At 75.4% G+C, this 12,544-nt stretch carries 18 protein-coding genes; 1 reads left to right on the forward strand and 17 read right to left on the reverse strand.

What is annotated here, in order from left to right; all coding sequences use genetic code 11:
- Nucleotides 1–126: 126 nt before the first annotated feature.
- From LN037_RS31400 to LN037_RS31450, 11 genes are all read right to left on the reverse strand, one after another.
- The gene (locus tag LN037_RS31400; RefSeq protein WP_230760928.1) at nt 127–396 is read right to left on the reverse strand and encodes a hypothetical protein; all 270 of its coding nucleotides are present in this window, start codon (nt 394–396) and stop codon (nt 127–129) included.
- Nucleotides 393–782: a hypothetical protein gene (locus LN037_RS31405; RefSeq protein WP_230760930.1), complete on the reverse strand. Its 390-nt coding sequence runs from the start codon at nt 780–782 to the stop codon at nt 393–395. Before LN037_RS31405 ends, LN037_RS31400 begins: the two co-directional genes overlap by 4 nt.
- On the reverse strand, nt 779–1,399 hold the full coding sequence (locus tag LN037_RS31410; RefSeq protein ID WP_230760932.1) for a hypothetical protein: 621 nt from the start codon (nt 1,397–1,399) through the stop codon (nt 779–781). The genes LN037_RS31405 and LN037_RS31410 overlap by 4 nt, the downstream gene beginning before the upstream one ends.
- Nucleotides 1,400–1,440: 41 nt before the next feature.
- Nucleotides 1,441–2,154 carry a hypothetical protein gene (locus LN037_RS31415; protein ID WP_230760934.1) on the reverse strand — a complete coding sequence of 238 codons (714 nt, stop codon included), beginning with the start codon at nt 2,152–2,154 and terminating at the stop codon, nt 1,441–1,443.
- Nucleotides 2,155–2,293: 139 nt separating this feature from the next.
- Complete coding sequence (locus LN037_RS31420; RefSeq protein WP_230760937.1) at nt 2,294–2,662, reverse strand: helix-turn-helix transcriptional regulator; 369 nt, start codon at nt 2,660–2,662, stop codon at nt 2,294–2,296.
- 495 nt (nt 2,663–3,157) lie between these two features.
- A complete protein-coding gene (locus LN037_RS31425; RefSeq protein ID WP_230760939.1) occupies nt 3,158–4,159 on the reverse strand; it encodes a hypothetical protein in 1,002 nt (333 codons plus the stop codon).
- Between the two features lie 440 nt (nt 4,160–4,599).
- Nucleotides 4,600–4,860, reverse strand: a complete 261-nt coding sequence (locus LN037_RS31430; RefSeq protein WP_230760941.1) for a hypothetical protein — start codon at nt 4,858–4,860, stop codon at nt 4,600–4,602.
- Nucleotide 4,861: 1 nt separating this feature from the next.
- Nucleotides 4,862–6,178: a rep family protein gene (locus tag LN037_RS31435; RefSeq protein WP_230760943.1), complete on the reverse strand. Its 1,317-nt coding sequence runs from the start codon at nt 6,176–6,178 to the stop codon at nt 4,862–4,864.
- Between the two features lie 584 nt (nt 6,179–6,762).
- Nucleotides 6,763–7,959, reverse strand: a complete 1,197-nt coding sequence (locus LN037_RS31440) for an FtsK/SpoIIIE domain-containing protein (RefSeq protein WP_230760945.1) — start codon at nt 7,957–7,959, stop codon at nt 6,763–6,765.
- An 84-nt stretch (nt 7,960–8,043) separates the two neighbouring features.
- On the reverse strand, nt 8,044–8,229 hold the full coding sequence (locus LN037_RS31445) for a hypothetical protein (protein ID WP_230760947.1): 186 nt from the start codon (nt 8,227–8,229) through the stop codon (nt 8,044–8,046).
- Nucleotides 8,226–8,603, reverse strand: coding sequence for a hypothetical protein (locus tag LN037_RS31450; protein WP_230760949.1), 378 nt, complete (start codon nt 8,601–8,603; stop codon nt 8,226–8,228). Before LN037_RS31450 ends, LN037_RS31445 begins: the two co-directional genes overlap by 4 nt.
- Before the next feature lie 178 nt (nt 8,604–8,781).
- Here LN037_RS31450 and LN037_RS31455 point away from each other — a divergent pair, with 178 nt between their 5' ends.
- Entirely contained in the window at nt 8,782–8,988 is a 207-nt protein-coding gene (locus LN037_RS31455) for a MerR family transcriptional regulator (protein WP_230760951.1), read from the forward strand.
- Between the two features lie 68 nt (nt 8,989–9,056).
- Here LN037_RS31455 and LN037_RS31460 read toward each other — a convergent pair whose 3' ends face one another.
- The 6 genes from LN037_RS31460 to LN037_RS31480 form a co-directional block, all read right to left on the reverse strand.
- Nucleotides 9,057–9,269, reverse strand: coding sequence for a hypothetical protein (locus LN037_RS31460; RefSeq protein WP_230760953.1), 213 nt, complete (start codon nt 9,267–9,269; stop codon nt 9,057–9,059).
- Nucleotides 9,266–9,682 carry a hypothetical protein gene (locus LN037_RS31465; protein ID WP_230760955.1) on the reverse strand — a complete coding sequence of 139 codons (417 nt, stop codon included), beginning with the start codon at nt 9,680–9,682 and terminating at the stop codon, nt 9,266–9,268. The genes LN037_RS31460 and LN037_RS31465 overlap by 4 nt, the downstream gene beginning before the upstream one ends.
- Nucleotides 9,669–10,304 (reverse strand): nucleotide-binding protein, encoded by a 636-nt coding sequence (locus tag LN037_RS31470; RefSeq protein WP_230760957.1) that lies wholly within the window; start codon nt 10,302–10,304, stop codon nt 9,669–9,671. The genes LN037_RS31465 and LN037_RS31470 overlap by 14 nt, the downstream gene beginning before the upstream one ends.
- The gene (locus tag LN037_RS31475; RefSeq protein ID WP_230760959.1) at nt 10,301–10,711 is read right to left on the reverse strand and encodes a hypothetical protein; all 411 of its coding nucleotides are present in this window, start codon (nt 10,709–10,711) and stop codon (nt 10,301–10,303) included. Before LN037_RS31475 ends, LN037_RS31470 begins: the two co-directional genes overlap by 4 nt.
- A gap of 491 nt (nt 10,712–11,202) precedes the next feature.
- Nucleotides 11,203–11,328, reverse strand: coding sequence for a hypothetical protein (locus LN037_RS33080; RefSeq protein ID WP_255695407.1), 126 nt, complete (start codon nt 11,326–11,328; stop codon nt 11,203–11,205).
- Entirely contained in the window at nt 11,325–11,903 is a 579-nt protein-coding gene (locus LN037_RS31480; protein WP_230760961.1) for a recombinase family protein, read from the reverse strand. The genes LN037_RS33080 and LN037_RS31480 overlap by 4 nt, the downstream gene beginning before the upstream one ends.
- Nucleotides 11,904–12,544 lie beyond the last annotated feature (641 nt).

Consider the following 12,544-nt stretch of genomic DNA (forward strand, 5'->3'; position numbering starts at 1 on the left):
CGACGGCCGACAGGGGGAGTTCTCAGGCCGCGGACGCGAGGGCCGGCGGCGCGGTGGGTGGGTCGGGTGGACGGTGCTCGACGCGAGGTCGCCGACCGAGGCGGGCGAGCAGGGCGCGCAGGCGGGTCATGCAGCGGTCCGGGCGTTGGCCTCGTGCACAGCGGCCGGGACGACGTTGTCCCCCGCGGTGATCACGTATCGACCCTCGCGCTGGTCGACAGGGACGCCGAGGGCGGTTCCGACGAGCCAGCCGGGGACCTCGACCTCGTCGCCGGCCTGCAGCGCGTACAGCCGGTCGCGGAGGTGCGTGGGTTGCCGGTCGGCGGGCACGCCGTCGGAGATGATCGCGACCCGTCGTGCCTCGGCGGCGATCAGCTTCGCCCGGACGCTGGTCACCCGTGCTGTCCGAGCAGGTGGGTGAGGCGGCCAGCGCGGCGGGCCTGGTCGATCTCGTCGTGCTGCCCGGCGGCGGACATGCGCTGCACGTCCTCGCGGGTGAGCTGCCCCTCGGGGACGGCGGGCGCGGTGCGGACGTCGAAGGCGTCGGGCAGCAGGGTGAGCCCGAGCAGTCGGCCCTGTTGGCGGGCCTGCTCGATCTCGCCGGACTTGTTCGCCGCGGTAAGGGCGGCGAGGTCGGCGCGGGTGAGCTGGGCGGCGGCGACCTGGTCGACGTCGACGTCGCGGGGCAGGACGCTGCCGGGGGCGACGGGCATCCCGGCGGCCGCGGTCGCGAGGCGGGTGCGCTGGGCGTCGTCGAGCTGCACCGGGGACTGGTCGGTCACGGGTTCACCGGCTTCGGGATGCGGCCGGCGGGGAGCGTGGCGCCGAACTTGACGACCTCGGCGAGGGCGTTGGTCGGGCTGCCGGTCCAGCCGTAGCCGACGCCGTCGACGTTGAGTCCGCCGGTGCCGTGGGCGGCGTCGCGGGGCGGGGTGAGCCCGCCGAGCGAGGCGTTCGCGAGGACGCCCTCGGGGACGTCGGTGTCGTGCTCGGCCCAGGCGACGATCGCGGTGCGGGTGAGGGCCTGCACGTTGGAGTCCCACAGGTCGACCGCGGCGCGGTAGGCGGCGACGGAGGCGGCGACGTCGGCGAGCAGCGGGCCCAGGTTGGGCCGGGCCAGGGCGCGGGCGTCGGTGGCGACCTGGCGCATGGTGGCGCGGCGGGCGTCCTCGCGGTCGATCTTGTTCTGGCGGGTGGCGGCCTCGATGCCAGCGAGGGCGAGGTCGACCTCGGTGCGGGCGGTCATCAGGGCGGTGGCGGTGACGGTGCCGCCGGTCGCGGCGCTGTTCTCCAGCGTCGCCAGGGCGCTCATCTTGGTGCGCGCGGTGGCGCGGGCGGTGGCGACGGCGGCGGGGTCGTCGCTGCGGGCGGCGGTGCGGGGGTCCTGCTCGGGGGTCATGGCGGTCCTTCGGGGGTCGGTCGGTGCTCAGATGGGGGTGCTCAGCGGAGCCGGGCGGCGGCCTCGCGGTCGATGACGCTCTGGCGTTCGATCTGCTCGCGGTTCTCGCGCTGGCGCTGCTCGCGCTGCTGTTCCTTGCGCTCGTAGTCCGCGGCCATCTCGGCGACGAGCTGCTCGGGGCTCAGCGGGGTCGGGTCGACCGGCGTCGGGGACTCGACGAGGGAGGCGGCGGGCCGGGTGAGGTCGGCGGGCCGGTAGGCGTGTCCGTCGACGACGAGTCCCGCCCCGGTGCCGGGCTTGCGGCTGCCCTTGACCTCGAACCCGACCCGGCCGGAGGCGCCGGCGGCGAGGTCGTGGGCGGCGGGGGCGTCGAGCGTGCGGGCTCGGCGGGTCGCCGCGGTGAGGGCGTCGTTCCACGCCGCGATGGCGGCGTCGCGCTTCTCGGTGGCCTCGTGGACGGCGTGCGCGAGGGCGGCGACGTCCGGGGCGGTGAGGGCGGCGACGTCGTCGGCGAGGGCGTCGAGCGCGGTCTGTCGGTCGTGCTCGGCGTGGCGGTCGGTGGTGCGGGCGACGCGGTCGACGAGCAGGCGGGCGTCGGCGGCGGCCTGCTCGGCGGCGCGGACGTCGGCGGTCTCGACGTCGCCGTTGACGTACTGCTCGCGGACCGTCGCGGCGTGCTGGGCAGCGGCGGCGGCGAGCTGCTCTGCCTCGGCGACGGTGGTCGGCCCAGGGTGGGCCGGATCGGGCTTGGACACGTGCGGTGCTCCTCGGGTGCTCGTGCACGCCGGGCCCCGCGAGGTCTGTCCCTCGAACGGGGCGCCATCCCGTCGTGCTAGTCACCGACGGTAGGCAACGGCTACCCCGTCCGATCCGCTCATCGTTCTGACCGGCGTGTCACGCGGCAGGTGGGTCGGCCCGTCGTGGTGCGGCGCTGCGGAACCGGAGCGCTCGGACGCGCGCCGACCGGCGGGTGTCTGCGGCGAGGCTTGCGCCAGCGAGGTCGGCGAGGCGCTCGGCGAGGGGTTCCGGGGCGTCGGGGGCGAGCACGGCGGCCAGGGCGGCGAGCAGGGACGCGCGGGGGCGGCGCTGGCCGCATTCGAGGCGCTGCACGGTTCGACGGCCTGCGCCGATGCGCTCGGCGAGCTGTCCCTGCGTGAGTTCGGCCGCGGTGCGGAGTCGTCGCAGCTCACGGCCTACGCCGGCGGCGAGGTGGGCGCGCTCGTCGTCGTCGGGACGGGCGTCGTCGAAGGTCAGAGGCGTCATCGGTTCAACCACCTGTCGAACGGGGGGACCCATCGGTGGGGATCGGCCACCGGCCGGGTACGGGACCCATCGCGCGAGGCGATGGACGTGCGGGGGACCCAGTAGGGCTCTGGGGCGGGTTCGTCCGTTGCTAGCTCCACCGGCCGCGCACTCAGCGGTTGTCCCGGTGGGCGAGTCGTTCTCGCAGGTCAAGGGCCTGTAGGCCGATGCGGTCGGCCTCGGCGAGGAGCCGTTCTCGGTCGTCGGATGCGGTTCGGCGGGTTCGACCGGTCGAACGCTCGCGGTCGATGCGTCGGGCCTCGGCGATGGCCTCGGGGTCGGGGTCGACTCCTCGGTGTCGGGCCTTGTTGCGGATGGAGCGTTCGAGGCGGGACTGTCGGCGGGCGGGCTCGGTGTCGTGTGTGGGTTCGGGCTCCTGTTCCTGCTGGTCGGGCGGTTCCGGCTGCCGATTGTCGGGGGCCTCGTCGCCGTCGCCGATCGGGGTGACGTGTGGGCTCACGAGGCGGCTCCGGGGCGCTGGGGGCGACGTGTGCGGGTCTGTGCCACGCGGCGGGACAGGGGGCGGGGTCGCAGGGTGGCGAGGGCGGCGGCGCGGGCGGCGTGCGACGAGGTCGGGACGAACGGGACGGGCTCGACGAGCTCGTGGTCGGGGCGGGCGTCCTGTGCGGCGCGGCGGGCCTGCCCGGCGAGGCGCTCGACGCGGTCGACGGCCCGCACGGCGGCGGGGAGCTGTTCGACACGGCCACGCCACGGGCTCAGGCGATATCCGAGCAGGGCGAGCGGATTGCGGGCTCCGGTGACGGCGCAGCCGCGGTGCTCGTCGGGCCGGTCGGGGTGGTGCTCGAGGGCATGGAGCAGGCCGGCGGGGCACCACCCGGCGCGCCACCACATCGCGAGCATCGCGACGGCCCGGTGCCGGGGCACACGGCCGACGAGTCCGGTCCGGGCCAGGACGAGGGCGGTTGCCGCAGCCCTGCCCTGGGCGTCGTCGGGGCGGTCGTGAGCGGCCCACGCTGGGCCGGGAGGTGCGCTGCGGTGCCGGGGACGCTGCTCGGTGGGCTGGTCGTCGACGAGGGACTCGTCAGCCCTTGCTCGACAAGGGTTTTCTTTACCAACCGCTGTCGCGGTGGGGGCGCAAGGTTGGCGACCGAGCAGGGCGTAGGTCGGGGTGCGGCCGTGGGAGGTGCCGAGGAAGGTCGCGGACGCGCCCCCCTCGACGACGTGCACGAGCCCGGCGGTCTGCCCCCAGGCGATGACGTCGGTGACGGTGCGCTCGGAGGTGTGGGCGCGGGCTGCGATCTCGGCGCGGGTCAGGGCGCACACGAGCCCGGTCTGCCAGTCCATCGCGTGGACGAGCAGCTCGAGGACGAGCCGGTAGGTGCGCCGGCGGTCTGGGCGCCACGGGAGACCAGTGGGGGTGCGCTGGGCGTCGAGCACGTCGAGCACCCGGGCGAGGGCGGCGGGCTGGCTCGTCAGGACGACTGACCCGTCGGGCACGAGGTGCTGCCAGCCGGGGCGAGGCGTATAGGTGCGGCGCTCGACGCGGTCGGCGGCACGACGGCGGCCGCGCTCGAGGGCGCGGGAGTGGGCGCGGAAGCGCGCGAGGGCACGGGTGTGGGCACGGCTGGGCGCATCACGGCATGACGAACTCGCCGCTTGTGCGGCGCGTGCGCTTGCTACAGCGCGGCCGGGCCCCGATCCTGGGGGCACGACGGGCGAGGCCCTTTCTCAGCTCTGCAGGTTGGGGGCCCCGTCTCGCGGATTCGAGGGGTCGACGCTGTGGCGGCGTCGGCCCCTTCCGCGTGTCTGGGACCCGAAGGTCCCTGCGACCTTCCCGCGAGATCCCGGATCCGGGCCGTTCGCCACGCCGAGAGACGTCGCGCTGCGTTACAACATCTTGCGTGGGCGTTTCCGCTCAGCGGAAGCGTTCCGGTCGGTCAGGCGGGGCCGGTCCAGCGGTAGGGCAGGCCGTGGGCGTCGAGCCACTCGGCCAGCTCGGCCGAGGTGAGGGCCTGTGCCCGTTCCGGGCCGAGGGCGTCCTCGACGGCGAGAGCGGACTCCACCGGCATGGTGATCTGGGCGCCGTCGGTGTCGGCGGGCACGGTCGGGCTGCCCAGCTCGGCGACGGGGTCGCGGTAGTCGGGGGAGCCGAGGGCGAGCGAGGGCAGGGCCTTGCGGGTGCGGGCGCGCTTGCCCATGTCAGCTGCTCCCTACGCCGGCCGCGGCGAGGATGCGCGCGGTGTCCTGGTCGCGATCCTCGCGGATGGTCTCCCAGGTGCGGGCGCTGCCGGTGGGCCAGGTCCAGGGGACACCGCGGCGGGTGAGCCATCGTCGGATGCCGTCGGGGCCGAACCGTTCGCCGGCGGCGGCGAGGTCGGCGGCGACGGGCTCGACGAGGGTGTCCCAGTAGCCGCCCGCGATCACGGCGACGTCCTCGCCTCCGGCCTCGGCGGCGGCGATCTCCTCGTCGGTGGCGGTGTCCTCGTCCAGACCGAGGGCCCGCTCGAGTTCGGTGACGCCGGTGAGCTGCTTGACGGCCTTGGTGGCGATCTCGTACTCGCGCAGCAACTCGACGGCGGTGTCATCGGTGGTGACCGCGGCGCGGCCGTCACTGGACTCCCAGCGGGTCCCGAGCACCCCGTCGCGCATCAGCTCGCGGATCGAGCGGTTGCGGCCCTTCGCGTCCTTCACCGCGCCCATGATCGCTTCGCCGGTGATGCCCTTCGCGGCGTAGGCGGCCCACGCGGACAGGCTCGCGAGGGTGCCCTCGCGCATCCGGGTGCCGAGGTGGGAGACGTCGAGCCCGCCGGAGTCGGCGATGGGCGCGGGGAGTCCCTCGCGGGCGATGGCGGCCGACCAGGCGCGGAACATCGCGGCGCCGAGGGCGTCGAGCGCGCTCCGCGGTGGGCGGCCGGCGAACACGACCAGCGCGTGCACGTGGGGGTGCCAACCGTTCGGGCCGTGGGTGATCTCGACGGCGCGGACGATGCCGAGCACGCCGAGGCGCTTGCGGGTCTCGCGGACCGCGCGGGACTTCCCGACCGCGCGCCACCCGGCCTGCACGCCGTCGGAGAGCAGCACACCGAGGGGGATGCCGAGGCGGTGGCGGGTGGTCAGGGTGATCAGCACCGCCCACCCGCCGCGGTCGACAGCGGTGGTGAGGGCGCGCTCGATGCGGGCGGCGCGGTGCGCGGAGACCTTGCCGGAGCACTCGGGGCAGAGCCACACGTTCCCGCAGGTGAGCAGCCCGGAGAACCCGGTCACGGGGCCCGTGGCGGCGGTGGCGGGGGAGTAGCGCACGACGACCTCGCCGTCGGGGCGGGCGCCGGCGCGGCCGCAGCCGGTCACCCGGTCGTTGCGCCACACCCGGCGCAGGCCGCGGCGGATCGCGTACCGCTCGGTGCGGTGGTCGTCGCGAGCGTCCTGGACGGCGACGGGGTCGGTGCGGTCGACCTGGACCCGGGCCCGTGGCGCGACGTGCCAGGTGCGGCCGGCGTCGGCGCTCGCGAGGTGCACGTCGAGCTGCGGCGGCGGCGGCCCCGGTGGCGGCGACCAGCCGTCGGGGAAGGCGCGCTGACCTGCGGTGGCGGCGTAACCCGTAGAAGTGCCAAGGGGCGCGCCTCCGGCGCGCCGGCCGCCCCCTGCGGGGCGGCCGGGAGCAGGCACGGGGCAGGTCAGAGGGGAAGTGGCAGTGAGGGAGGTGGGGGATTCGGGCGCTGACGGCCTCCGGCCTACGCGCCCTCCCCCCACGCAGGGGAAGGCAGCGGTGCCGGAGGGGCGGCCCGGGCCCTCTGGGGTGATGCCTGACTGCAGGGAAGGCGTGTCGCCTCCGGCGGGGGCCTCCCACAGAGGGGCAGCGGGCCGGGCGGGGACGTGCGGGTGCGAGGTGGTCACGACGGGCGGTGCACCCTCCACGGCCGGCCCCGGAGGGGTCGCAGCGGTCCCGCCCGGCGTCAACCCCCGGGAATCGGGCCCAGAGCGGGCGTGGCGGTCCTGGCGCGGTGCCGGTGGGGGGTTGACCCCGGACGAGCCCGATGCGGACGCTGACGCGCCGACCGCGGAGGGAGCCCCACCCGAGCCGCAGGTGTGCCGGTGGGCGTTCACGCGGCGCGGCCAGCGGTGGCGGTGACGGCCGCGACGTACCCGGCGTAGTCCAGCCGGCGGGACCGCACGCGCAGGGTCCCGACCCGGGGGGCGGTGAGCACGGCGACCCCGGGAGCAGCGACGGCGTGCTCGTCGGGGTCGACCGCCGAGCGCGGGTGCAGCATCGCGATCCCGTCGGCCTCGGAGGCGAACGAGATACGCAAGGTCGCCTGGGCGCGCATGGCGCCGTCGAACGTCGCGGCGTCGGCGCGCTGCAGGACCACCACGACGCGGAGCCCGACCTTGCGGCCCTCGGCGAGCAGCCGCCCGACGCGAGAGCGGACCTCCGCGCCGACCTTGCGGTCGATCAGCTCGGCGGTGCGGATGAGCGCGGCGTACTCCTCGAGCACGACCACGAGCAGCGGGGTGTCGCCGTCGGTGGCGAGCACGTCGCGGTCGGCGGGGAGCAGCTCGAGGCGGCGGTCCATCTCCGCGCACAGCTCGGCGAGCACACGGCGGTGCTCGGTGAGGTCACCGGCCAGGCCGGACACCCGCCACCGGGCCGCGGGGAGTCCGGTCCAGGGGCGCCAGAGCACGCCGGAGGGGTCGATCCCGGTGACCAGCACGGCGGGCCGGTCGGTGAACGGGCAGACCGGGCGGGCGGCGAGCGCGGCGAGCTGGGCGTAGAGCCACCACGACTTCCCCGAGCCAGTGGTGCCCTGCACGACGGCGTGCGGGCGCTGCTCCCACGGCGCGGAGAACAGCCGGCCATCCTCGGTCTCGGCGATGAACCCGTCGGGGATGCGCACCGACCAGGCGCGGGAGTCGGCGAGCGGGTCGACCTCGAGCAGGGTGACCGCGATCCAGCGGTCGGCGGCGAGGTCGTCGATCCGGACGCGGGCCACGCCGAGGGCGTCGGCGAGCTGCGAGGCGCGCTCGCGGTAGTCCGCGGTGCGCTGCCCGGGGTGGCGCTGCACGGTGATGCGCCGGACCCGGCCGTCACCGTCGACCTGGACCCCGCCGAGGCGCGGGACGGACACGGTGACCCCGGCGGCGACGTGCACGACGCGGGCGAGGCCGCAGCCCTCGGCGGTGGCGCGCCACAGGGCGCGGAATTCCTGCTCGACGGTGCGTCGACGCTGATCGGGGACCTCGCGGGCGTACCGGGTGGCGTGGCGGCCGAACAGCGGCCAGCGCACGGGGAACAGGGCCACGGGGACTCCTCGCGAGGGTGGGGAGACGACGACGGCCCGGCCGCAGGGGGAGAGCGGCCGGGCCGTCAGGGGGAGAGGGAGCGGTCAGTGGGAGGGGGCGGCAACGCGACGCACAAGCACCTCGAACCGGCCGGCGTCGTCCTGCAGCAGGGCGACGTCGGGGCTGCTGGTGACATGGCGCCACGGGCCGAGCCGGTACAGCGGCTCGACGAGTTCCTCGGCGATCGCGGTCGCGACGTAGGCCGCGGTCCGCGGGTCGGGGCCGGTCACGCCGCCTGCTGCTGGTCGTGGCCCTGGCGCTTGCCCCGGGCGTCACCAGCGATGCCGGCGGCGGACCAGTAGACGGCGAGCTGCCCGGTCGAGCGGTTCACCCGGGCCACGGCGGTGAGGTGCTCGAACGCGAGCGGGGCGAACGGGGCCGGTTCGGGCTGCGACGGGGCCGGCACCCGGACCGCGACCAGCGTCGGGCGGTCGCCGGTCGCGATCATCCCGTGCACGGTCCACAGCGGGCGGCCGCCCTCGTCGGTGTCCTGCTCCTCCGACGGGCGGCGCTTGCCGTCCGGGCCCTCGACCCACGGACGGACGGCCTCGACTTGGCCGCTGGCGACGATCACGAGTCGGTCGGTGTCGATGGGAAGTTCCACGGCGTGCTCCTCGGGTCGGTTCGGGACGCTCTTACGGGAGTCCAGCGACACGGCACGCTACGGCAAACTACGACAGACAGGTACGGCCGATCGGGTCACACTGCGACACATGACGGCACAGGTGGACACAGCCCGGCAAGGTGCGTCAGCACTGGTCACGGCGCGGCATGGTGCGACGATGTGCGACGTGGCAGAGGACGTCTCCGGCTCCGAGCTGGCCCGCGCGCTCGGGGTGGACCCCCGCACGGTGCAGCGCTGGCACGCGTCCGGCGCGATCCGGCCGGCTTGGACCACGCCCGGCGGCTGGCACCGGTGGAACATCGACGACGTGCGCCGGCAGCTCGGCATGGACGCCGAACGGCCCGCCACCCCCGAGCAGGGGTGACGGGCCGTTTCCCGGAGGCCGGGCTTTTCCCGGGTATGCGTTCCCCGAGGTGGCCCAGGGCGGGCCGGTCAGCCGGTAGCGCCTCGGAACGCGGGGTCGACGCCGGAGAGCCGGCCACGACGCCAGGCGACGGCGAGCACGCGCTCGCGGGTGGTCGGGCCGCGGCCGTTCCACGGGCACGGGACGTCGATGCCGTGGGCCTGCCAGGACGCGCGTCCGGCCCGGTAGGCGGCGACGATCTGCTGCTCAGAGCTAGTGGCGTCGCGACGTTGCGACGTCATGGCGTCGTGGCGCCGTAGTGCTTGCGCAGGTGGTCGTGCACGGCGTTCCCGACGGCGGCGTCGTCCTCGAGCACGGCGAGCAGGGCGCGCAGGAGATCGGCGCGGGAGACGTCGTACCCGGAGCGGACGCGGCCGCGGTCGGCGCGGGTGGCGATCGGACCGACGACGGTGCGGGCCTCCTCGAGCAGGCGGCCGAACCGGGCGTCGGTCTCGGGGTCGAGCCGGGCGGTGAACGCGACGCTGCGGCGCTGGGCGGGGCTCGCGGGCGCCGGTGCAGGCGCGGGCGTGCTCGTGGGCGCTGCGGGCTCGGCAGGGGTCGGCGCGGGGACGGGCTCGACGGTGGGGGCGCTGGTCGTGGTCCAGCGGGAGAGGGCCTCGGCGGACCCGGCTCCTCGGCGCTTAGCGGGCGGCATCGGTGATCCCTTCGGCGTTGACCTCTCGCAGCTCCTCGAGCAGGTCGCGGTAGACGGCGGGGACGGGCGAGGGGTAGGTGCCGGCGGCCGCGGCGATGGACTCGCGCAGGGGGACCTCGGTCGCCCACAGGGGGAACCCGTCGCGCTCGATGACAGCGGGGGCGATCTCGCCCGAGCGGGTGGCGCCGCGTCGCATGGTGAGCAGCACGCCCCAGGAGAGCCCGGGGTGTGCGGCGCCGGCCACGATGCGCGCGGTGTCCTGCAGCTGGGCGACGTCGAGCATCCGGGCGCCGACCGGGATCACGACGACGTCGGCGGCGGCGACGGCGGCGCGCATCCGTTCGGGGTCACCGGGGCCGGTGTCGATGACGACGTGCGAGAGCCCCTCGTGCACGCCGCTGGGCACGCGGGTGAGCTGCTCGTGCAGGGGGTCGGTCCAGCGCTCGACGGGCAGGGTGCCGGGCCACTGCTCCCCGGCCTGGTGGCGCCAGGTGAGGGCCGAGCCTTGCCGGTCGCCGTCGATGAGCACGGTGGGCCGTTCCTGCCCGAGCAGGGCGGCGAGCATGACGGCGGTGGTCGTCTTGCCCACGCCGCCCTTGGCGCTGGTGACCGCGATCCTCATCGGGCACCGCCGAACGCCTCGAGCACCTCGCGGGCGAAGGCGTCGAGCGCGGCGGGGGTGACGCCGGTGCCGGTGCCGCCCTTCTCGCCGTTGACCAGCGCCATCACGGCCAGGTCGTCGCCGGCGTCGAGTAGCCGCAGACGGGCGCCTCCGTGCATGAGCACGACGGCCTCGGGGTGCGGTGCGTCGAACGGGACGGCGAGCCGGGTGCCTGCGGTGCTGCGGGTGGCGAGGTGCTCGAGCAGGTCGGTGACGAAGGTGAGCAGCAGGGCGACCGGGACGGCGCGCAGCGTCAGGGCGCCGGCGAGCACGTCGACGAGGCCGGCGCCGGAGCGGACGACGGCGACGCGGCCGGTGCCACGGCCCACGAGGGTCGCGACCGCGGCGGGGGTGGGGGTGGGAGCCATGCCCCTATCCTGCCGTTGTGACGTCACAACGTCAAGACGTTGCGGGGGCACGACCGCGTGACGTCGTGACAGCGCAGCGGACGGACTCGCCGGGCGGGCTCGTGCACACGCCGCACGCCGTCACGTCGCTCGGCACGAGCCCGACCGGCGATGCGCGGCCGCGCGGTGTCGGGGGGCGCCCCGGGAGAGTGCCTCGCACCGCGACGTCCGACGACGAGCGCCGCCGGTTCGAGTCCCGAGCCCCTGACACTCGCCACGGTGCCAGGGGGGTCCGACAGGAGTCCCGAGCAGCGTCGATCCGGTATCGGCCCGGGGCCCCTGAGCCTCAGGCACCGCCGGAGGTGAGCAGCAGCAGGACCAGGACGACGACGAGGACGAGCCCAGGCGGAAGGTCAATGGTGATTCGCATGGGCGGGACGATGGAACACCTTGCGCTCGGCCCGCTTCGGTCTTGTGGGGCCGTGGCAAGTCGTCACACGGCGAGCGGGGCGTCAGCGCCCGACGAGGACGGCGAACACCCACGCCGCACCATTGGTGGCGGCCGGCGCGCCGAGCACGAGCAGAGTCCCGAGCGTGAAGGTGACGGCGGCGCGGCGGGCCGCCTCGGCGAGGGTCACTGCCCGTCCAGGGCGCGGTAGACGGTGGCGCGGGAGACGCCGAACTGCTGCACGAGGGCGGGGATCGTCTCGCCGGCGGCACGGAGCACGCGCAGCTGCCGCGTCTGGTCGTCGGTGAGGGCCGAGGGGCGTCCGACGGGCTTCCCGCGGGCGGCGCGGGCCTCGCGGGCGATGGCGGCGCGCTCGTTGATGAGTTCGCGCTCGTACTCGGCCAGGGTCGCGAGGATACCGATCATCATGCGCCCGGTGGAGGTCGACGAGTCGGCGCCGTCGGTGATGGAGCGGACGTGCACGCCGCGCTCGGTGAGGTCGGCGACGGTGCGCACGATGTGGGAGAGCGAGCGCCCGAGGCGGTCGAGTCGCCAGACGACGACGGTGTCGCCCTCGCGGGCGTAGGCGAGCAGGGCAGCGAGCTGCGGGCGGTCGTCGCGCTTGCCGGATGCCTTCTCGGTCCACACACGCTCGGGCTCGACGCCGGCAGCCGCGAGGGCGTCGAGCTGTTGGTCGAGCGACTGCCGCTCGGTCGAGACGCGGGCGTAGCCGAGCAGGACGCCGGTGGGCGCGACAGTGGTCACGTCTCACATTCTGGCGCATGACGAGGTTCTGCGACAAGGGTTCAGAGACGGTGTTCTGAGACGACGCGAGCAGGGCGAACGCTCGTCGAGCAGCGGGCCCGCGAGGGCGTCTCACTGCGAACGTTGTGAGACGCCCCGAACGCGAGAGCACCGTTCTCTATGTCAATAGCATTGGTGTGTCGTCCTGCTCGTGATCTTCGCGAGAGACCGCAGGTCACCGCCATGATCGTTTGATTCATGTGTCTGCGGCGGGTGGGCGCATGGGTGAGCCCCGGTGCTCGTCGACACGACCGCCAGGAGATGTCGAGCGAGTACCGGGGCTCAGCCGGTCGGCGGAGGAAGGTCGCACGACCGGAGACCACCGCTGGCAGCCTCAGCGGTGGAGCTGGGGTGAGGGCTACTCGCCGGCCCTGCTCGGGAGGCGCTGCCGCACCCGCTCGAGCACGGGAGCGGGTGGACGAACCGAGCAGGGCCGGCGGGCCCCTCGACCCCCGGCGGCCGGGCCCGGGAGGAACGACGGCCGACAGGGGGAGTTCTCAGGCCGCGGACGCGAGGGCCGGCGGCGCGGTGGGTGGGTCGGGTGGACGGTGCTCGACGCGAGGTCGCCGACCGAGGCGGGCGAGCAGGGCGCGCAGGCGGGT

The sequence above is a fragment of the Actinomycetospora soli genome, from assembly GCF_021026295.1.
Taxonomy (GTDB): domain Bacteria; phylum Actinomycetota; class Actinomycetes; order Mycobacteriales; family Pseudonocardiaceae; genus Actinomycetospora; species Actinomycetospora soli.